This is a genomic window from Ruegeria sp. C12, from assembly GCF_056537745.1.
The window spans coordinates 170,584-188,737 of sequence record NZ_JBQFSA010000007.1 but is presented as its reverse complement, the minus strand read 5'-3'; the positions used below and the strand labels follow the sequence as shown (position 1 = coordinate 188,737).

Sequence of the window (18,154 nt, the reverse complement as noted above, 5' to 3'; positions counted from 1 at the left end):
GAGGGCGACTGTGTTCCGGATTTTGATTGCCTGCCTTCTGGCAGCAACGCTGACAGGCTGTGCGGTGTCCGACCGTCCGCAGGCAGATCAGGCCGAAATTGTCGCCCGGTCTTACCGTGACCCCGGGCCGTCTACCCTGACGCTGTATACGATGATCAACACGCGCACCGGATCCGGCGCGCACACATCCTTGATGATCGGCGGCAGCGAGCGGGTGATCTTTGATCCTGCCGGGTCGTTTCGCGCGGACGTGGTGCCGATCAAAGACGACGTTCTTTATGGGATCACCCCGGCGGTCGAGCAAGCCTATCGCAGCTCGCACGCGCGCGAATCCCATTATGCGCGCATCCAAACGATTCAGGTGAGCCCTCAGCAGGCCGAAATCGCGCTGCAGCTGGCCAAGCAAAGCGGTCCGGTTGCAGGCGCGTTCTGCGCAAACTCAACTGCCCGGATATTGCAACAAGTGCCGGGGTTCGAGCAGATCGACGTCACGTTCTACCCTGTGAAGCTCTCGGATCAGTTCGGACAATTGCCCGGTGTCGTGACGGAAGAATACCGCGAGAACGACGATGCCGATCTGCAAAAAGGTCTGGCCGCGAACAATGCGCGCCTGAACCAGTTGGATGCGACGTCAACCCAATAGGAACAGCAACCCGTAAAGGGTTGTCGCGCCGGTGAAGATCGCGGCAAGGACGTTTTTCGTCAGAACTCCGACCGATAATGCAACAGCGGCGGCTGCCATGCGCGGGATGTCGGGTTGCCCTTCGGTTGCCGTGGGCCAGACGACCAGTGGCGCAATCAGGGCCGGAATGATGGCAACCGCTGTGTAGCGCAAATGCCGCAACAGCCATGGTGGCATCGGACGGTCGCCAACCAGCCCGATAAAGGCAAAGCGCAGGGCAAAGCTGCCGATGGCTAGCCCGACGATGATGGTCCAGATGGTGACCGGGTCGACCTGTGTCATGATTTTTTCCGCTCCAGCATCAGTTCGGCTTGCGCCCCGGCCACCATCCCTGCCGCGCCAGCGATCAGCAAACCCAGATTGAACGGGACGGCAACCGTCAGCAGTGCGACGACAATCGCAACCAGCGCGGCGACCACATGCGCCAGCGTCCGCATCATCGGGCCCACCATGGCCAGAAAGGTGATCGGCAGCGCAAAATCCAGTGCCCAGCTTTCAGGGATTTGTGCCCCAAGAACCGCACCCAGATAGGTGGTGAGCATCCAAAGCGGCGTGATCGGCGTGACCGACCCGAAGAAATACGCCATGCGCTGAGGCACGGTCATCCGGGGTTCTTTTTCGAACCGCACCACCGAGCAGGCATAGGACTGATCCACGATCAAATAGGCTGCGCAGGCCCTCTGCCACAGGGGCGCCGCCCCTAAATAAGGGGTGAGCGAGGCCGAATACATCGCCACCCGCAGGTTTACCGCCAATGCGGAGGCCAGAATGATGATGGTCGGTGCGTTGTCCTGCAGCAACTGCAGGGCCGCAAACTGTGCGGCGCCTGCAAAAACCGTGATCGAGAAGGCCATTGTCTGAACGATGTCCAGCCCGGCCTCGGTCGCGAAAACGCCGAACAGGGTCCCGAAGGGCATCGCCACGAAGATGAACGGCGTCCCGTCGCGAAAACCCTTCCAGAAGTATGACTTGGATGTGGCGGTTGCCATGGCTAAATCCTATGGTGTCCGCAGAAGAAGTAGCGGTCTTGGGAAAGGGTTGCAATTGGCCACGGAACTGGATGTCACGGACTACATCATCGCCCCAGACCCCGGCGCGGCCCGCCTGACCCGCGCGGTGGAAGGCGTGGACCAGAATGGCGAGGTCAGCCAGATCTCGGTGGTCGAGGAGCGCCCGCTGACGATATTCCTCAACTCCCAGGAAATCGTGACGGCGATGACAATCGGCGACTACCCGGAATTTCTGGCGCTGGGCTTTCTGCGCAATCAGGGCATGCTGCTGGCGGATGATCAGATCACGCGGGTCGACTATGACGACGATCTGGAAACCGTCGTGGTCCGCACGGCGCGTGAGACGTCCTATGAGGACAAGCTGAAGAAAAAGACCCGCACCAGCGGCTGTGCCGTGGGCACCGTGTTTGGCGACATGATGGAGGGGTTGGAGGACGTGCGCCTGCCGCAGGTTCAGGTACGAACCTCGTGGCTGTATGACCTAGCCGTCAAGATCAACCGCACCCCATCACTGTACCTTGAGGCCGGAGCGATCCACGGTACGGTGCTGTGCCGCGAGAACCGCCCCTTGGTCTATATGGAGGACGTGGGCCGCCACAACGCGGTCGACAAGATTGCAGGCTGGATGCTGTCCGAGGGTGAGGCGGCGGAGGACAAGATCCTCTACACCACCGGACGGCTGACGTCCGAGATGGTAATCAAAACAGCGATGATGGGCATCCCGGTTCTGGCCTCACGGTCCGGTTTCACCGCATGGGGCGTCGAAATTGCGCGCGAGGTCGGCCTGACCCTGATCGGCCGGATGCGCGGCCAGCGGTTTGTGTGCCTCTCGGGTGAGGACCGGCTGGTACGGGACGCAGACCCGGCCAGCGTCGCGGTAGAGGACAAGAAACATCGACGGAAGAGTGCGGGGTGAACATTGACATACAATTTCCATTTGTCGGAACAAATAGACGACAAAACTCTTATTAGAGCCATGGGCCCTTGCAGGCAAAATTATAGCGGGAAAGGAGCTTATTGGGGCAACTTGGCTTTGGATGCATCAAGAGGAATTTTGGCTGTTGTTGGCGGAATTGTTGTTGCTTTCATAGTGTTTCGTGCGATTGGTACTCTACCTCTTACACAAGGTCTTTTTGCACCTGTTTCCGGAGGGGTGATTGGAGCTGGAGTACTCTATTTTGCGGAACGTTCTTCCAAAAGGCTGAAAGTCCGACAGATGCTGGCCTCGCCGATTTACAGCGGTGGAACTGACTTTATGTTCTCGCCAGAAGGTTTGGATATGCGGTCACCTCACGTAACTTGGAATGTGTCTTGGCATGCTGTTGAGCAAGTCGTCGAAGATAGGGCGGGGTTTTTCTTTTACGCAGGTGCCTTCGTGTATGTTCTGCCCAAAAAACTGTTGAGTACAGAAGAGGCTAAGACCTTCCCAAAAACAGTCGAAAACTGGCGTTCTACGGAGAAGAAAAATTGATCCGCCCCCTCGGCGTTATCCTCGCAGGCGGTCTAGCAACCCGCATGGGGGGTGGTGACAAGGGCCTGTTGGAAATCGGGGGGCAAAGCCTGTTATCTCATGTTATCGAGCGGCTGTCTCCGCAGGTCGATCATCTTGCCCTCAACGCCAATGGCGACCCCAAACGGTTCGCTGATCTGAACTTGCCGGTCCTGCCGGACACGATCGAGGGTTTTGCCGGTCCATTGGCGGGCGTTCTGGCCGGGCTCGATTGGGCGGCCGAGCAGGGCGCGGACAGTATCGTGACAGCCGCCGTAGATACGCCCTTTTTCCCACGCGATCTGGTGGATCGGTTGACCGCCACAGCGCAGGGGCAGACGCATCCGCTGGTGTTGGCGACGACGCCGCGCACGGGTGAGGAGGCGTTGAAATCCGGCGGCGGCAAGCGGGTGAACCGGCACCCGACTTTTGGCCTCTGGCCGGTGGCGCTGCGCGATGATCTGCGTGCGGCGTTGAACGATGGGCTGCGTAAGGTCGTGCTGTGGACCGATCAGCACAACGGGCGCGAGGCGTTGTTTCCGGCTGACCCCTTTGATCCGTTCTTCAACGTCAATACGCCCGACGATCTGGCGCTGGCCCGAAAACTGTTGGAGCAGGCATGAGGGTTTACGGCGTCACCGGTTGGAAAAACGCGGGAAAAACCGGGTTGATGGAGCGGCTGGTGGCCGAGGTCACCGGGCGCGGGTTCACCGTTTCAACCGTCAAACATGCGCATCATTCCTTTGATGTCGACCAGCCCGGGCGCGACAGTCACCGTCACCGAATGGCGGGCGCCAGCGAGGTGCTGCTGGCCTCGGGCCAGCGCGTGGCCCTGATGCAGGAATTGCGCGGCGCGCCGGAACCTTCGCTGGAGGCTCTGCTGGCGCGTCTGTCGCCGGTCGATCTGGTGCTGATCGAAGGCTACAAACGCGAGCGTCACCCCAAGGTCGAAGCCTTCCGCGCTGAGCCAGGCAATGATCTGATCGCGACCCGAGACGACACGATCCGCGCGGTTGCCAGCGATACGCCTCTGGACCTGGATCGCCCTGTTTTCGACCTGAACGACACAAAGGCAATTGCGGATTTCATCCTGTCCGAGGTCGGTTTGTGAGCCTTTTCGACAGCTTTGCGATGGTGGACTGGTCGGGTGGTAACGATACCGGACCGCGCCCGCGCAAAGACGCGATCTGGGCTTGTGTGGTGCGCGAGGATGCCGTGCAGGCGCTGGACTATTTGCGCAACCGTCAGGTCGCCGAGGACTGGTTGCGCAGGCTGATCGAGACCGAACTGGCCGAAGGTCGCCGCTTGCTCCTGGGCTTTGATTTTCCCTTTGGCTACCCCAATGGCTTTGCCAAGGCGGTTACGGGGACAAGTGACCCCTTGGCTTTGTGGGATTGGTTCGGGGCGCAGATCCAGGATTCTCCGACCGCCAACAACCGCTTCGATCTGGCGGGGCGGATCAACCGTCGGTTTGGCGGCAAAGGTCCGTTCTGGATGAACGCCCTGCGGCGCGAGGTTGATGGATTGCCGCGCACCAAACAGGACTATCACAACCCGTTCCCGGATCGCCGCATTGTTGAGACGCGGGCCAAAGGCAGTTTCACCTGTTGGCAGATGGCCGGGGCGGGCGCGGTGGGCGGTCAGGTGATGATGGGCCTGCCGGTTCTGAACCGTTTGCGGCACGCTTATGCGGGCAAGATCGCCGTCTGGCCGTTTCAACCGCTGGACAGGCCCGTGGCTTTTGTCGAGATATGGCCCTCGCTCAAGTTGGGGAAGGCTCCGCCGGATCGGATCAAGGATGCATGGCAGGTTGAACAGGTCGCATTGACACTGTCGCGCTTGACGGATCAGGAATTGGCAGAGCAATTGACTGTCACGGCCCCAGAGGAGGGGTGGATTTTGGGTGTACCGCAAAACAAACCGACCATAGCGCCGCCGCCATTGCGGAACGATTGTTTCGCCTTGCCCGCGGGCGTGAACTGGACCCCGGTGGATGAGGCATTGGCGCTGTTGCGGGATCGGTTGCGACCGGTAACGGGGGCTGAGACGGTGCCCTTGGCGCAGTCTATGGGTCGGGTTCTGGCCGAGGATGTAGTGGCAAAACGCTCGAACCCACCGCAACCCAATACGGCGGTGGACGGCTATGGCTTTGCAGGTCCCGCCGCAGACGGCGCGCAGGTGATGCCCCTGACCGAGGGCCGCGCGGCTGCGGGCATCCCCTTTGACGGGTCCGTGCCTGCGGGCCATGCGCTGCGCATTCTGACCGGTGCTGCGTTGCCCGAAGGTGTTGATACCGTTGTTCTGGAAGAGGATGTGACCGTTCAGGACGGCTTTATCGCCTTTCACGGGCCCATAAAAAAGGGCGCAAACACCCGCCGCGCTGGCGAGGATGTTGCGCAGGGTGACACCGCCTTGCCCGCCGGGCGCAGGGTGACACCGGCGGATATGGCGCTGCTGTCCGCCGTCGGTATCGCCGAGGTTCCCGTTCGCAAACCCCTGCGCGTCGCGGTTCTGTCCACCGGTGATGAACTGGTCGAGCCGGGCGATGCTGTGGGTGCGGGTCAGATTTTCGATGCGAACCGCCCGATGTTGCTGTCCTTGTTGGAGCGGATGGGGTTTGAGCCCGTCGATATGGGTCGCGTGGCAGACGACCGCGATGTGTTGCGCGCGCGGCTGGATGAGGCGGCAGAACATGCCGATGCCATCCTGACCAGTGGCGGCGCATCGGCGGGGGATGAGGATCACGTCTCGGCCCTGTTGCGCGAAGCGGGCGCGATGCAGGAATGGCGGATTGCGCTGAAACCCGGACGCCCCCTGGCGCTGGGCATGTGGTCGGACACGCCGGTCTTTGGCTTGCCCGGAAACCCCGTGGCCGCGATGGTCTGCACGTTGATCTTCGCCCGCCCGGCTTTGTGCCTGATGACGGGCGAGGGCTGGATCGATCCGCAAGGCTTCGACGTGCCCGCCGCGTTTGAGAAGCGCAAGAAACCCGGTCGTCGCGAATACCTGCGCGCGCGCCTGCGCCATGGCAGGGTCGAGGTGTTCCATTCGGAAGGGTCGGGCCGGATCAGCGGGCTCAGCTGGGCCGAGGGGCTGGTCGAAATCGAAGACGGCGCGCGGCATATCCAGCCGGGCGATTCGGTGCGGTTCATTCCCTATGGCAGTTTCGGGCTATGACCGTAACCGTCTCGCAAGGATTTACCGAGGCGGAACGATCCAAGGCCGCCGCTCTGTTCTGGCAGGCATTTGCGGCCAAACTGCACAAGGTCATGGGCCCCGACGACAAGGGGCTGGCCTTTTTCGAACGCGCGCTTGCCCCGGACTTTGCATTGGTCGCGCGGGATTCGTCTGGCCGGTTGCTGGGCCTTGCGGGGTTCAAAACGACCGAGGGCGGGTTGGCGGGCGGCAGCCTGTCGGACCTCGCGCGCGTTTATGGTTGGTTCGGCGCGCTGTGGCGCGGCATGGTGCTGAGCGTGCTGGAGCGGGACCTGAAACCCGGCGTGTTTCAGATGGATGGCATTTTTGTCGCCGCCGAGGCGCGCGGACAGGGCGTCGGGACGATGCTGCTATCCGCGATCAAGGACGAGGCTCGCAACAGGGGCATGGCCGAGGTGCAGTTGGACGTGATCGACACCAACCCGCGCGCGCAGGCTTTGTACGAACGCGAAGGTTTCAAACCGGTGGGTTATGAGAAAACCGGTCCGTTCCGCCATCTGTTCGGGTTCAGCCGCGCCACCAAGATGAGCTGGGCGGTTTCGCCCGCCTAGGGTCCTGACCCTAGTCGAAGGTCCCCGCAACGCGGCCCACCAGCATGAAGGCCCGTGCCGTTCTGGTGTCGCCAAGCGCGGTCAGTTCAGCATCGCTGGCATCAGGTTCAAACTCGACAATCATGTTGTCGAAGCGCCGCAGGAAGTGATGGGCAGCATCCCGAAAGATCGGGTCCTGTTTCATCCGCGCGGCGGTTAGCGCCAGCGAAGACCGGTCCCGGATCCCGCCCAGGGCCGCAACGGACCGCCCGCGCGCGCCTTGGGCAAATTGCCGCCAGATTTCTGGCCGCGCCATGTCGGGGCGCAGGTCGTCCATATAGATGCCCTCCTGGCTGAGCAGGGTCAGAACATCCTGAGAGGCCTGCACCAGTTGTGCGGTTTTCCGATCTTTCAACGCCATTCGCAAGGCGTTGAACCCTTCGGTGTCTTTCTCGGTCTCGGGGAAATTCAGGGCGCGGATAAAGGTGTCGGTTGTCAGTGGCGGCGCGATATCTTCGGCGGTGGTGCCAAGCGCCAAAGATGTCTGATCGCCCGGAGCCAGCGTGGGCTGGCCGCCCGACGCAGGCTCTCGCCGTTTGGTCGAAAAGGTGGCCAGAGCATCCTCGGCCTTCTTCGTGGCAGCGGCGATTTCGTCCAGTTTCTTGGCAGCTGCAGGCTCAACGGAACTGGCCGCCCGCTGCTGTTGCAGAACATAGGCTTGTCGGATCGCGTCAATCGCTGTCTGCAACCGCGCGCTTTCCTCGCGCATCACACGGCTGGCCCGCATCGCCGTGGCCGCAACCCAGATCATCGCCACCGGCATGAACACCGCAAGGAAGGTCACGATGAACCCGCTGCCTTCGTTCTGGTCGGGCAGCACCAGAAACACAACCGACACCACCAGCCAGATGACGCTGAGCACACCTGCGGCGATTTCGATCGAGGTCACGCCCGTCCGCTCGGGGCGATCATAGATGCCCAGAGAGGTTGGCCGTTCGGTTTCCTGGTCAGGTTGGGTCCCCGACATATCAGACGCTCCGGTCAGGCGTATTCGATGCTCAGAACTTCGTAAGACCGCACACCACCGGGGGTGCGAACCTCGACACTGTCGCCTTCGTCCTTGCCGATCAGGGCGCGGGCCATGGGCGATTTGATATTCAGCAGGCCGTTTTCGATATTGGCCTCATACTCTCCGACGATCTGCCAGGTCTTTTCTTCGTCGGTATCTTCATCGACCAGCGTGACCTTGGCGCCGAACTTGATCGCACCGGACAATTTGGCAGGGTCGATCACGTCGGCCAGCGACAGGATGCCTTCCAGTTCCTTGATACGGCCTTCGATAAAGCCCTGTTTTTCGCGGGCCGAGTGGTATTCGGCGTTTTCCTTCAAATCACCCAGTTCCCGCGCCGAAGCGATGGCTTCGATGATCGCCGGACGCTCGACGGATTTGAGGTTTTTCAGCTCTGCTGCCAGCGCGGCATTGCCCGCAGGCGTCATTGGAATCTTTTCCATAGTCTTGTGGTCCACGCATAAATTGAGCCGCCCCGCCGCAGGGAAAGCGTCGGGGCGAATGATGGGTCGTTCAGTACCTGACCCAAATGGGGCGTGAATTGCAAGAGGCCAAGGGGCAGTCAGCGTTCGATTCGCGACTTAGCGCCGTTCAGGCGGAACCGGTTCGCGCCTGTGACGGTGATCAGGGGGCTTGTTGCGCCGCCAGCGGCGCGAAGGGGTGCAAAGCCACAGCATATCAATCATATTGCACCACTTCGAACTCGATGCCGTTGTCATCGTCGAAATAGAACCGTCTGCCCGGTTCGTAATCGGCGTGGTTATGCGGTGTGAACCCGGCCTCGCGCACCTTGGCTTCGGTGACGTCGATGTCTTCGACCAGAACGCCCACGTGATTGAGCCCGCCGACGATGTCATAGCTGCTTTCGCCTGCGGGTTTCGGGTCACTGGGCGCATAAAGCGCCAGATAGGTGTGCTGGCTGCCGACATGAACGGTATAGCCGCCCGCGATGGCGGGGCCTTCCCAGCGGGTCTTCCAGCCAAAGACCTTTTGCATCCAAGCCGCCGAGGCCTGCGGGTCGCGGACGGTGAAATTGGTGTGTTCAAGCGTCGCCATCATGGGATCTCCTTTGCGAATTTGTTGCTTGTCACGACTCAGCGTAATTACTAAACCTAACTTTAGGTCAAGATATTTTTTGCGAGGGTTCTATGGCGGTTTCCGAAGGGCTGGCAATTGGCGCATTGGCCCGGCGCACGGGGTTGGCGGTGTCAGCCATCCGGTATTACGAGGCGCAGGGCCTGATCGCACCCTGGCGCAACGCAGGCGGGCAGCGGCGCTATCAGCGGGCCGACATAAGACGGCTGAGCTTTGTGATGATTGCGCAGCAGTTCGGCCTGACCCTGCCGGAAATTCGCGAGGTTCTGTCCGGCCTGCCCGGCAACCGCACGCCCACGCCGCAGGACTGGAAGGATATCAGCATCACCCTGCGCGCCCGGCTGGATCAGCGAATCGATACTCTGATGCGGTTGCGCGACAATCTGGACGGGTGCATCGGCTGTGGCTGCCTCAGCCTGCCGAAATGCGCGCTTTACAATCCTGATGACCGGGCCAAGTCCCATGGTAGCGGTCCCAGATACCTGATGGGGGACGCTCCGGATACATAACTGCCGCATTGCAGCAATGTTACGCCGTGTTTTGATTGACCAAGGTCTTTCGGACCGGGTAATCACCCGTGAAACAAAATTGCGCAGACCACGCAGTGAAAGCGCCAATTCGGAAAGTTAGCTAAGGAGCCCGCGATGGCCGAGATTGAACGCGAAGCGATGGAATACGACGTAGTGATCGTGGGCGCTGGCCCTGCGGGTCTGTCTGCGGCCATCCGTCTGAAACAGCTTGATGCCGACCTGAACGTTGTCGTTCTGGAAAAAGGGTCCGAAGTGGGTGCGCATATCCTGTCGGGTGCGGTGCTTGACCCTTGCGGGCTGGACGCGCTGATCCCGGACTGGAAGGAAAAAGGTGCGCCGCTGAACGTGCCGGTGCATGAAGATAACTTTTACATGCTGGGAGAGGCCGGTCAGATCCGCATCCCCAACTTCCCGATGCCGCCGCTGATGAACAACCACGGCAACTACATCGTGTCGATGGGCAATGTCTGCCGCTGGATGGCCGAGCAGGCCGAGGAACTGGGCGTGGAAATCTTCCCCGGCATGGCCTGTTCCGAGCTGGTTTATGGCGACAATGGCGAAGTCAAAGGCGTGGTCGCTGGTGTCTTTGGTCTGGAAGCGGATGGCTCTTATGGTCCGAACACCGAGCCGGGCATGGAACTGCACGGCAAATATGTCTTCCTGTCGGAAGGTGTGCGCGGTTCGCTGTCCAAGGAAGTCATCGCCAAATACGACCTGCAGGCCGGTAAGGAAGTGCAGAAATACGGCGTCGGCATGAAAGAGATCTGGGAGATCGACCCCGCCAAGCACAAAGAAGGCAGCGTCACCCACACCATGGGCTGGCCTTTGGGCAGCAACGCAGGTGGCGGTTCCTTCATCTATCATCTTGAAAACAATCAGGTCTATGTCGGTTTCGTGGTTCACCTGAACTACAAGAACCCGCACCTGTACCCCTACATGGAATTCCAGCGCTTCAAGCATCACCCGATGGTGGCCGAGCTGCTGAAAGGCGGCAAGCGCGTCGCTTACGGTGCCCGTGCGATCACCGAGGGCGGCTATCAGTCGATGCCCAAGCTGGTCGCGCCGGGCGTGGCGCTGCTGGGCTGTTCGGCGGGTATGGTCAACGTGCCGCGCATCAAGGGCAACCACAACGCCATGCTGTCGGGCAAAGCCGCAGCCGAAGCGGCGTTCGACGCCATCAAGGCCGACCGTTCGGGGGATGAGCTGACCGCTTATGAGACCGACGTGCGCGATGGTGCCATCGGCAGCGACCTGAAGAAGGTGCGCAACGTCAAGCCGATGTGGTCGAAATGGGGTCTGACCGCCTCGCTGATGCTGGGCGGTCTGGATATGTGGACCAACACGCTGGGCTTTTCGCTGTTCGGCACGCTGGGCCACGGCAAGAACGATGCGGATTCCACCGAAGATGCCAGCAAGCACAAGCCCATCGATTATCCCAAACCCGATGGCACGCTGTCCTTTGACCGCCTGACCAACGTGTCCTTCGCGGCCACCAACCACGAGGAAGCCCAGCCTTGCCACCTGCGCCTGGCCGACCCCGAGATCCCGGTGAAGGTCAACCTGCCCAAGTTCGACGAACCGGCGCAGCGCTACTGCCCCGCGGGCGTGTACGAGATGGTCGAGGATGAAAACGGTCCGCGATTCGTCATCAACTTCCAGAACTGCGTCCATTGCAAAACCTGCGACATCAAGGATCCCAGCCAGAACATCACCTGGACCACGCCGCAGGGTGGGGATGGCCCGAACTATCCCAACATGTAAGCAAAAAGATGGGCACTGGCAGGGTCGTGAAGGCTCTGCCATTGCCTCTTGCTGGCCAAGGCCCTAGCTTATCGCCCAGTCAATGACAGCAAGGCAGGCTTTTGGTGATTTCCATTGTTCGTCGCACGGTATTGGCCGTGTTGCTCTCTTCTTCCGTTGCGGTTCCGGTGTCTGCGGATACAGGCGCAGGCTCTTATCTGGCTGGGCGTCAGGCGATCTATGAAAGCGATTATGCAGCGGCCGAGAAATACTATGCTCAGGCACTGAAATTCGACCCCCAGAACGCGCTGCTTCTGGAAAGCGTTGTCGTCGCACGGCTTGCGCTGGGTGAGATCGAGCGCGCCTTGCCCGTTGCGCAGTCAATTGAAGAGGCGAACCTGCCCAGTCAGGCTGCGCGGATGGCGGTCGCCGCCAACCTGATCGCCGATGATAATCTGGCCGAACTGTTGGCCCGCGATCCTGAAACTCAGGGTGTTGGGCCATTGGTCGATGGTTTGATGATGTCCTGGGCCTATCTGGGTCAGGGTGAGATGACCAAAGCGATGGAGCAGTTCGATACAGTCTCGACCCAAAACGGACTGCGCGAGTTTGCGTTTTACCACAAAGCCATGGCGCTGGCCTCGATCGGGGATTTCGAAGGGGCCGAGGCGATTTTTGCGGAAAATGACGGTGCAATCGCGCAATTCTCGCGCCGTGCTGCGATGGCGCGGGTCGAGGTCTTGTCACAACTGGACCGCAACGCCGACGCATTGGCGTTTCTGGACGACGTCTTTGCGGCGGGCAGCGATGATCCGTCCATCGAAGACTACATCAGCCGTCTGACAGCCGGTGAGACCTTGCCCTTCACCCATGTGCAATCCGCGCGTGATGGGATGGCCGAGGTGTTTTTCTCGGTCGGGGCGGCGCTGAATGCCGAAGCATCGCCCGACTATGTCTTGCTTTACGCGCGCATGGCCAGTTTCCTGCGTCCCGATCACGTCGATGCCATTCTGCTGAGTGCCGAGTTGCTGGACGAACTGAACCAATACGATCTGGCGGTGGATGCCTATCGTCAGGTGCCCGCAGACAGCAATGATCATCACGCCGCTGAACTGGGTCGGGCCGAGGTTCTGGGCCGGTCGGGTAAAACGGATGCCGCCATCGAAGTGCTGCAGAATCTGGCCGCGCAAAAGCCCGACCTGCCGGGCGTTCATGTCGCGCTGGCGGATATTCAGCGCCGGGAAGAGAATTACACGGCGGCGGTGGCCTCTTACGACACAGCCATTGACCTGACCGAGACGGAATCCAGCGGCAACTGGTTTCTGCATTACGCTCGCGGGATCTCGCACGAGCGTCTCAAGCAATGGGATCAGGCCGAGACCGATTTCCGGCGCGCGTTGGAATTGAACCCCGATCAGCCGCAGGTGTTGAACTATCTCGGCTACTCGCTGGTTGAACGGCGCGAAAAGTTGGACGAGGCGCTGGATATGATCGAGCGCGCCGTGGCTGCGCGCCCGGACAGCGGCTATATCGTCGACAGTCTGGGTTGGGTCCTGTTCCGCCTTGGTCGCTATGACGAAGCGGTCGAGCATATGGAACGTGCCGTTGAACTGATGCCGGTCGATCCGGTGGTCAATGACCATCTGGGCGATGTCTATTGGGCTGTCGGTCGTGCGCGCGAGGCCGAGTTCCAATGGAAACGGGCACTGTCCTTCATCGACGCCGAAGACACTGACAGCGAGGCCGATCCCGAGCGCATCCGCCGCAAGCTTGAGGTTGGGCTGGATGTTGTATTGGCTGAAGAGGGGGCCGACCCGTTGAAGGTCGCCAATGGCAACTGAGGCCTTCGCGCCCGCCAAAATCAATCTGACCCTGCATGTCACCGGCCAGCGCGCGGATGGCTATCATCTGCTCGATTCCCTTGTGGCTTTCGCGGATGTGGGGGATCAGTTGGAATTTGCGCCGGGGCCTGACATGTCGATTTCTGTTGCCGGAGAACATGCGACAGGCGTTCCGACTGATGATCACAACCTGATCTGGAAGGCGGCTGAGGCTGTGGGGTGGACGGGCCATGTGTCGTTGAGCAAGGCCCTGCCGCATGGTGGCGGGATTGGCGGTGGCTCGTCCGACGCTGCGGCCATGCTGCGCCATGCGGCGGTTCAGGGCATCGAAATCCCCTCGGACCTGCCAGTCTCGCTGGGTGCGGATATTCCGGTTTGCATGGTCGCCCAAGCGTCGCGGCTGCGTGGTATTGGCGAGCAGGTTGCGCCGATGGCCCTGCCTGTGTTGCCGGCACTGCTGGTGAATCCCGGCGTTGAAGTCCCTACGGGGTCTGTTTTCAAGGCCATGGAAACCCGCGTCAATCCGGGGATGCCGGATGATATTCCCGCGTTTGGCGACATTGGGGCGTGCGCCGATTGGTTGTCCGCCCAGCGAAACGATCTGCAAGGTCCCGCTGTGGCCATTGCCCCGCAAATCGGGCGGGTGCTGGAGGAACTGGCCGCTACTCGGGATGTTTTGCTGAACCGAATGTCCGGCTCCGGCTCGACCTGTTTTGCGCTCTATCCGTCGATGAAGGCGGCCCATTTCGCGGCCTATGAGATCGGCGCGGCCCATCCCGATTGGTGGTGCCGCGCGACCCGGCTTAGTTGAGCCGCGACACCACGTAATCGGCCAGATCACGCAGCAGGGTCCGAACCTCGTGATCCGGCAGCGATTCCAGCGAAGCCTTGGCCTTGTTGGCCCATCCCAACGCGTCCTGCCGGGTGGCCTCCAGCGTCTGGTACTTGTCCATCAGGCCAAGCGCGTGGTCCAGATCGCCGTCGTGCTGTCGACCCTTTTCAATGGTGCGCTCCCAGAAAGCGCGCTCATCCGCCGTGGCTTGCGCGACTGCCTTGATTACCGGCAGGGTCAGCTTCCGCTCGCGGAAATCGTCGCCGATATTCTTGCCGGTTGTTTTGCTGTCGCCCTGATAATCCAGCAGATCGTCGGCAATCTGGAAGGCGATGCCCAGCGCATCGCCATAGTCGAACAAGGCCTGCACCTGCGGGTCCGAGGCCCCGGCGATGACGCCACCTACCTCGGTCGCGGCTGAAAACAGCGCCGCTGTCTTGCCGCGCACGACCTGCAGGTAAACACCCTCATCGGTGCCCAGATCGGTGGCGGCGGTCATTTGCAGTACTTCACCTTCGGCAATCGTGGCCGAAGCGTTGGCCAGAATGTCCAGAACGCGCAGCGATCCGGTTTCGACCATCAACTGGAAGCTGCGGGAGAACAGATAGTCGCCTACCAAAACGCTGGATTTATTGTCCCAGAGCAGGTTGGCCGTGGGCCGCCCGCGTCGCTGGGCGCTTTCGTCGACCACATCGTCATGCAACAGGGTCGCGGTATGGATGAACTCGACCGTTGCGGCCAGTCGCACATGATGCTCGCCCGTATACCCAAACAACCGCGCTGCCGCCAATGTCAGCATCGGGCGCAGACGTTTGCCGCCCGCTTCGACCAGATGCGCGGTGACCTCGGGGATGCGGGGCGCGTGCTCTGATGCCATCCGCGTCTGGATCAGCGTATTCACCGCCTCCATCTCAGCGCTCAGAATTTCGGCGAGCCGCTCATGCGGTTTCGAGATTGTGCTGACGTCCATCACACTCCTGATACAAGGCTCGACTTCTGTCCTGCCTTGCCCTTACATCCATCCCCATGAAAGAACTATTGCGCAGCACCGATCCGACAATCCTGGCCTTTGCATCCGCTCTTCTTGAAGGCGAGGATATAGACTGCTTTCAGATGGACGTAAATATGAGCATCCTCGAAGGTGGCATTGGAATCTTCCCCCGTCGCCTGATGGTGCGGGCCGATGACCTGACCCGCGCCGAACGGGTGATGCGCGACAATGAGATCCCGCTGGGGCGATGACAGGTTTCGCCGACCATGAACTAAGCCGGAACGATTTTCTGGGTGGTCGGGTGCGCCTTTGGCAGCCGACAAAAGGCTATCGCGCCGGTGTAGACCCTGTTTTGCTGGCCGCTTCGGTACCTGCAACCAGTGGCCAATCGGTGTTGGAGCTTGGATGCGGGGCAGGGGCTACGATCCTGTGTCTGGCCGCGCGGGTGCCTGGTTTGCAGATGTGCGGGGTCGAACTGCAACCGGCCTATGCGGATTTGGCCCGCCGCAATGCCGCCGATAACAATATCGTGCTGGATGTGGTGATATCCGATCTGACGGCACTTCCGGCAGAACTGAAGCAACGACAATTCGACCATGTGATCGCGAATCCGCCCTATTACCGCGCCGGTGCCCATAGCCCGGCCACAGATACCGGGCGCAGCGTGGCCTTGGGCGAGGAAACGCCCCTGGATGATTGGATCGACGTGGCAGCCAGACGGCTGGCTCCGCGTGGCTATCTGCACATGATCCAAAAGGCCGACCGCCTGCCCGATATGTTGACGGCCTGTCAGGACCGGCTTGGGTCGGTCGAGGCGTTGCCGCTTGCGGCACGCGCGGGCCGCGAGGCTGAGTTGGTGATTTTGCGCGCCCGCAAAGGGGGACGGGCCGCATTTCGCCTGCATGCACCGTTGATCTTGCATATGGGCGCGCGGCACGAAAAGGACGGGGAAAGCTATACCCCGGATGTTTCCGCGGCCCTTCGGGACGGGGCTGCGTTGGGTCCGTTTCACAGCCTTAGGCAATGACCAGCCGAATTTGTCGGATTTATTACAGAATCTGTGCGTCTGCAGCGTGACAGGGTGGAAACGATGTGATCAACTTCTTACGTGACATATACACTCGCAACCAAGGAGGATCGCCATGAGCGTGAGCGCACATCTGACGGAACTGAAGAAGAAGCACGAATCTCTCGGTCTCGAAGTGGAACAAGCCCAACGCTCGCCAGGCATCGATGATCTCCATATCGCCCAGCTCAAGAAGCAAAAACTAAAGCTCAAGGAAGAGATCGAGCGCCTGTCAACTTAACCTTTCAGGCTGGCGCGTGCCGCAATCAACGCACCGCCGGTGATCAGTAAAGCCGCGATCGCCAATGTCCATGTCGGCATGGCGATCCCGGCAAGTACCAAAACCACGGTGGACAACAAGGGCGCCGCGTATGAGCTGGTTCCCAGCATTTGTATGTCACCCTGTTTGACCCCGATATCCCACACGTAAAACGCCAGCCCCACCGGCCCCAGACCAAGGGCCAGGGTTGATGCCCAGCCAAGCGTCGTACCCGGCCAGACGGTTGTTTCCAGCGCAAAGTGCAGCGCCCATGACGCGATCGCCGTCAGCACGCAGAAGACCGCAACCGAGCTTGTCGGCGTTTCACCCAGTCTGCGGGACAGAACCGAATAACCCGACCAAGTCAGCGCGCAGAGGAAGGCCAGCGCGTATCCGGGCAGGTGGTCGACCTGAAAACCCGCGCTGCCGCCACCGGTGATGATCAGCGCGGCCCCGGCAAAGCCCAGACAGGCCCCGATCAGATGGCCGGCGCGCAAATGCTCGCCGGGAAGCAGCCCCGAGAACAGAACGATCAGCAAGGGCCAGAGATAGGCGATCAGCCCCGCCTCGGCCGCAGGGGCCATGCGCAGGGCCGAGAAATACAGCGCGTGATAGCCGAACAGGCCCACCGTGCCGAAGGCATAGATCTTCCAACTGATGCTGCGCAATTTGGAAAAGCCGCCTGACCGCCATGTCCAGATCAACCCCAGGGACCCGCCGATGCTGAAGCATATGGCGTTCAGCAACAAAGGCGGCGTTGGGGCCGAGCCAACCGTGAAAAGCGCCAGCAAGGCCCAAAGCAGGACGGCGATGAATCCGATGGTCGTGGCGCGATTTCTGGTCATTTCGGGGATACGTCTTCTACAGGGATAATCGTGAATTCATCCGAGATATGGGCGGTCTTTTCAATCTCGGCCGCGAACCAATCGCGGAATGCAGCGATCTGTGGCCGGTTTTCCGCACCGGGCAGACACAGAAACCGGAACCGCCCCTTGGTTTCAATGGCGGTTTTGAACGGCGCGACCAACCGGCCTTCGGTCATGTCCTTGATGATCATCGCGCGCCGCCCCAAGGCAACGCCAACCCCCGCCACCGCCGCATCAATCGCGTGATCCGCGTTTGAGAAATGCGCGCCATGGGTCGGCGTGAAATCAACACCAACCGCCCGAAACCAGGTGGGCCAGTCGGCGGGCGGCTTGAGAAACGCGATTGAATCGTCATGGATCAGCGGCGCATCGCGCAGGCTTTCAGGCGTCGTGAATTGCTCGGCCAGCTCCGGCGTCATGACCGGGGTCAGCCATTCCTTGCGCACGGGCAGGCAATACAAGCCGTCATCCTGGCCATAGCCAAAGCGGATTGCGACATCCACATCGTCCCGCTCAAGATCCATATTGCGCAAGGTGGCCGAGAATCTCAGGTCGATCTCCGGATGGGCGCGGGCAAAGTCATAAAGGCGTGGGGCCAGCCATTTCGCTGTCAGGGCAGGCCCAGCCGTGACCGTAAGCGTGGTGTTGTCCTGCAATCTGCGCGTCGCGGCCCATGCGGATTTGAGCGCGGCAAAGCCTTCGGCCGCGCCGGGGGCCAGCGCTTTGCCAGCTTCGGTCAGTTCCACCGCGCGGTTCAGACGTTTGAACAGGGGGTGGCCCAGATGCTCCTCCAGCGATTTGATCTGGAAGGACAGCGCAGCGGGGGTCACGTTCAGTTCATCCGCTGCCTTGGCAAAAGACATATGGCGCGCGGCGGCGTCAAAGGCCCGTAAGGCGGTAAGAGGGGGAAGTCTGTCGCTCATGTCGCTTAAGAATTT

Annotated in this window: 22 protein-coding genes; 14 read left to right on the top strand and 8 right to left on the bottom strand. The window is 60.9% G+C overall.

Going from position 1 to position 18,154, the window contains the following annotated elements; genetic code table 11:
• Nucleotides 1-10 precede the first annotated feature (10 nt).
• Entirely contained in the window at nucleotides 11-643 is a 633-nt protein-coding gene (locus ACR0C9_RS14905; protein WP_170453177.1) for a hypothetical protein, read from the top strand.
• On the opposite strand, the gene ACR0C9_RS14900 is transcribed toward ACR0C9_RS14905, so the two are convergent.
• The gene (locus ACR0C9_RS14900; RefSeq protein WP_480781358.1) at nucleotides 632-964 is read right to left on the bottom strand and encodes an AzlD domain-containing protein; all 333 of its coding nucleotides are present in this window, start codon (nucleotides 962-964) and stop codon (nucleotides 632-634) included. The two genes, ACR0C9_RS14905 and ACR0C9_RS14900, sit on opposite strands and share 12 nt — an antisense overlap.
• Nucleotides 961-1,671 (bottom strand): AzlC family ABC transporter permease, encoded by a 711-nt coding sequence (locus ACR0C9_RS14895; RefSeq protein ID WP_170633343.1) that lies wholly within the window; start codon nucleotides 1,669-1,671, stop codon nucleotides 961-963. The genes ACR0C9_RS14900 and ACR0C9_RS14895 overlap by 4 nt, the downstream gene beginning before the upstream one ends.
• On the opposite strand from ACR0C9_RS14895, the gene ACR0C9_RS14890 reads away from it, so the two are divergent.
• The 6 genes from ACR0C9_RS14890 to ACR0C9_RS14865 are packed head-to-tail and all read left to right on the top strand — an operon-like array spanning nucleotide 1,670 to nucleotide 6,948.
• Nucleotides 1,670-2,608, top strand: a complete 939-nt coding sequence (locus tag ACR0C9_RS14890; protein WP_480781357.1) for a formate dehydrogenase accessory sulfurtransferase FdhD — start codon at nucleotides 1,670-1,672, stop codon at nucleotides 2,606-2,608. The genes ACR0C9_RS14895 and ACR0C9_RS14890 overlap by 2 nt on opposite strands.
• Before the next feature lie 3 nt (nucleotides 2,609-2,611).
• The gene (locus ACR0C9_RS14885) at nucleotides 2,612-3,163 is read left to right on the top strand and encodes a YcxB family protein (RefSeq protein WP_480781356.1); all 552 of its coding nucleotides are present in this window, start codon (nucleotides 2,612-2,614) and stop codon (nucleotides 3,161-3,163) included.
• Nucleotides 3,160-3,804, top strand: coding sequence for a molybdenum cofactor guanylyltransferase MobA (mobA, locus tag ACR0C9_RS14880; RefSeq protein ID WP_480781355.1), 645 nt, complete (start codon nucleotides 3,160-3,162; stop codon nucleotides 3,802-3,804). Before ACR0C9_RS14885 ends, mobA begins: the two co-directional genes overlap by 4 nt.
• Complete coding sequence (mobB, locus tag ACR0C9_RS14875; RefSeq protein ID WP_170453172.1) at nucleotides 3,801-4,292, top strand: molybdopterin-guanine dinucleotide biosynthesis protein B; 492 nt, start codon at nucleotides 3,801-3,803, stop codon at nucleotides 4,290-4,292. Before mobA ends, mobB begins: the two co-directional genes overlap by 4 nt.
• Nucleotides 4,289-6,358, top strand: coding sequence for a molybdopterin-binding protein (locus tag ACR0C9_RS14870; RefSeq protein WP_480781354.1), 2,070 nt, complete (start codon nucleotides 4,289-4,291; stop codon nucleotides 6,356-6,358). The genes mobB and ACR0C9_RS14870 overlap by 4 nt, the downstream gene beginning before the upstream one ends.
• Entirely contained in the window at nucleotides 6,355-6,948 is a 594-nt protein-coding gene (locus ACR0C9_RS14865; protein WP_170453171.1) for a GNAT family N-acetyltransferase, read from the top strand. Before ACR0C9_RS14870 ends, ACR0C9_RS14865 begins: the two co-directional genes overlap by 4 nt.
• 10 nt (nucleotides 6,949-6,958) lie before the next feature.
• Here the strand turns inward: ACR0C9_RS14865 and ACR0C9_RS14860 are convergent, their stop codons facing one another.
• The 3 genes from ACR0C9_RS14860 to ACR0C9_RS14850 form a co-directional block, all read right to left on the bottom strand.
• Nucleotides 6,959-7,954: a hypothetical protein gene (locus tag ACR0C9_RS14860; RefSeq protein ID WP_170453170.1), complete on the bottom strand. Its 996-nt coding sequence runs from the start codon at nucleotides 7,952-7,954 to the stop codon at nucleotides 6,959-6,961.
• A 14-nt stretch (nucleotides 7,955-7,968) separates the two neighbouring features.
• The gene (greA, locus tag ACR0C9_RS14855) at nucleotides 7,969-8,439 is read right to left on the bottom strand and encodes a transcription elongation factor GreA (protein WP_170453169.1); all 471 of its coding nucleotides are present in this window, start codon (nucleotides 8,437-8,439) and stop codon (nucleotides 7,969-7,971) included.
• Between the two features lie 235 nt (nucleotides 8,440-8,674).
• Nucleotides 8,675-9,055 (bottom strand): VOC family protein, encoded by a 381-nt coding sequence (locus ACR0C9_RS14850; protein ID WP_170453168.1) that lies wholly within the window; start codon nucleotides 9,053-9,055, stop codon nucleotides 8,675-8,677.
• A gap of 89 nt (nucleotides 9,056-9,144) precedes the next feature.
• Between ACR0C9_RS14850 and soxR the strand changes: the two genes are divergently transcribed.
• From soxR to ACR0C9_RS14830, 4 genes are all read left to right on the top strand, one after another.
• Entirely contained in the window at nucleotides 9,145-9,600 is a 456-nt protein-coding gene (gene soxR / locus ACR0C9_RS14845; RefSeq protein ID WP_170453167.1) for a redox-sensitive transcriptional activator SoxR, read from the top strand.
• A gap of 135 nt (nucleotides 9,601-9,735) precedes the next feature.
• Nucleotides 9,736-11,382 (top strand): electron transfer flavoprotein-ubiquinone oxidoreductase, encoded by a 1,647-nt coding sequence (locus tag ACR0C9_RS14840; RefSeq protein WP_170522180.1) that lies wholly within the window; start codon nucleotides 9,736-9,738, stop codon nucleotides 11,380-11,382.
• Between the two features lie 101 nt (nucleotides 11,383-11,483).
• Nucleotides 11,484-13,202: a tetratricopeptide repeat protein gene (locus tag ACR0C9_RS14835; RefSeq protein WP_480781353.1), complete on the top strand. Its 1,719-nt coding sequence runs from the start codon at nucleotides 11,484-11,486 to the stop codon at nucleotides 13,200-13,202.
• Entirely contained in the window at nucleotides 13,192-14,013 is an 822-nt protein-coding gene (locus tag ACR0C9_RS14830) for a 4-(cytidine 5'-diphospho)-2-C-methyl-D-erythritol kinase (protein ID WP_480781352.1), read from the top strand. The genes ACR0C9_RS14835 and ACR0C9_RS14830 overlap by 11 nt, the downstream gene beginning before the upstream one ends.
• Here the strand turns inward: ACR0C9_RS14830 and ACR0C9_RS14825 are convergent.
• Nucleotides 14,006-15,004, bottom strand: a complete 999-nt coding sequence (locus ACR0C9_RS14825) for a polyprenyl synthetase family protein (protein ID WP_480781351.1) — start codon at nucleotides 15,002-15,004, stop codon at nucleotides 14,006-14,008. The genes ACR0C9_RS14830 and ACR0C9_RS14825 overlap by 8 nt on opposite strands.
• A gap of 56 nt (nucleotides 15,005-15,060) precedes the next feature.
• Here ACR0C9_RS14825 and ACR0C9_RS14820 point away from each other — a divergent pair, with 56 nt between their 5' ends.
• The 3 genes from ACR0C9_RS14820 (at nucleotide 15,061) to ACR0C9_RS14810 (ending at nucleotide 16,332) form a co-directional block, all read left to right on the top strand.
• Nucleotides 15,061-15,276 (top strand): putative signal transducing protein, encoded by a 216-nt coding sequence (locus ACR0C9_RS14820; protein ID WP_037316655.1) that lies wholly within the window; start codon nucleotides 15,061-15,063, stop codon nucleotides 15,274-15,276.
• A complete protein-coding gene (locus ACR0C9_RS14815) occupies nucleotides 15,273-16,052 on the top strand; it encodes a methyltransferase (protein WP_170453162.1) in 780 nt (259 codons plus the stop codon). Before ACR0C9_RS14820 ends, ACR0C9_RS14815 begins: the two co-directional genes overlap by 4 nt.
• 115 nt (nucleotides 16,053-16,167) lie before the next feature.
• Nucleotides 16,168-16,332, top strand: coding sequence for a DUF465 domain-containing protein (locus ACR0C9_RS14810; protein WP_170453161.1), 165 nt, complete (start codon nucleotides 16,168-16,170; stop codon nucleotides 16,330-16,332).
• Here the strand turns inward: ACR0C9_RS14810 and yddG are convergent.
• Together yddG and ACR0C9_RS14800 are read right to left on the bottom strand one after the other, a co-directional pair.
• Nucleotides 16,329-17,195, bottom strand: a complete 867-nt coding sequence (gene yddG, locus ACR0C9_RS14805) for an aromatic amino acid exporter YddG (RefSeq protein ID WP_170737254.1) — start codon at nucleotides 17,193-17,195, stop codon at nucleotides 16,329-16,331. The two genes, ACR0C9_RS14810 and yddG, sit on opposite strands and share 4 nt — an antisense overlap.
• Nucleotides 17,192-18,139: a transcriptional regulator GcvA gene (locus ACR0C9_RS14800; protein ID WP_170453159.1), complete on the bottom strand. Its 948-nt coding sequence runs from the start codon at nucleotides 18,137-18,139 to the stop codon at nucleotides 17,192-17,194. The genes yddG and ACR0C9_RS14800 overlap by 4 nt, the downstream gene beginning before the upstream one ends.
• Nucleotides 18,140-18,154 lie beyond the last annotated feature (15 nt).

Bases quoted from the DNA above. Each gene is read 5' to 3' on its own strand.
- ACR0C9_RS14900 (WP_480781358.1), bottom strand. From the start codon at position 964: ATGACACAGGTCGACCCGGTCACCATCTGGACCATCATCGTCGGGCTA.
- ACR0C9_RS14890 (WP_480781357.1), top strand. From the start codon at position 1,670: ATGGCTAAATCCTATGGTGTCCGCAGAAGAAGTAGCGGTCTTGGGAAA.
- ACR0C9_RS14895 (WP_170633343.1), bottom strand. From the start codon at position 1,671: ATGGCAACCGCCACATCCAAGTCATACTTCTGGAAGGGTTTTCGCGAC.
- mobB (WP_170453172.1), top strand. From the start codon at position 3,801: ATGAGGGTTTACGGCGTCACCGGTTGGAAAAACGCGGGAAAAACCGGG.
- ACR0C9_RS14865 (WP_170453171.1), top strand. From the start codon at position 6,355: ATGACCGTAACCGTCTCGCAAGGATTTACCGAGGCGGAACGATCCAAG.
- ACR0C9_RS14860 (WP_170453170.1), bottom strand. From the start codon at position 7,954: ATGTCGGGGACCCAACCTGACCAGGAAACCGAACGGCCAACCTCTCTG.
- greA (WP_170453169.1), bottom strand. From the start codon at position 8,439: ATGGAAAAGATTCCAATGACGCCTGCGGGCAATGCCGCGCTGGCAGCA.
- ACR0C9_RS14850 (WP_170453168.1), bottom strand. From the start codon at position 9,055: ATGATGGCGACGCTTGAACACACCAATTTCACCGTCCGCGACCCGCAG.
- soxR (WP_170453167.1), top strand. From the start codon at position 9,145: ATGGCGGTTTCCGAAGGGCTGGCAATTGGCGCATTGGCCCGGCGCACG.
- ACR0C9_RS14840 (WP_170522180.1), top strand. From the start codon at position 9,736: ATGGCCGAGATTGAACGCGAAGCGATGGAATACGACGTAGTGATCGTG.
- ACR0C9_RS14830 (WP_480781352.1), top strand. From the start codon at position 13,192: ATGGCAACTGAGGCCTTCGCGCCCGCCAAAATCAATCTGACCCTGCAT.
- ACR0C9_RS14825 (WP_480781351.1), bottom strand. From the start codon at position 15,004: ATGGACGTCAGCACAATCTCGAAACCGCATGAGCGGCTCGCCGAAATT.
- ACR0C9_RS14820 (WP_037316655.1), top strand. From the start codon at position 15,061: ATGAAAGAACTATTGCGCAGCACCGATCCGACAATCCTGGCCTTTGCA.
- ACR0C9_RS14815 (WP_170453162.1), top strand. From the start codon at position 15,273: ATGACAGGTTTCGCCGACCATGAACTAAGCCGGAACGATTTTCTGGGT.
- ACR0C9_RS14810 (WP_170453161.1), top strand. From the start codon at position 16,168: ATGAGCGTGAGCGCACATCTGACGGAACTGAAGAAGAAGCACGAATCT.
- yddG (WP_170737254.1), bottom strand. From the start codon at position 17,195: ATGACCAGAAATCGCGCCACGACCATCGGATTCATCGCCGTCCTGCTT.
- ACR0C9_RS14800 (WP_170453159.1), bottom strand. From the start codon at position 18,139: ATGAGCGACAGACTTCCCCCTCTTACCGCCTTACGGGCCTTTGACGCC.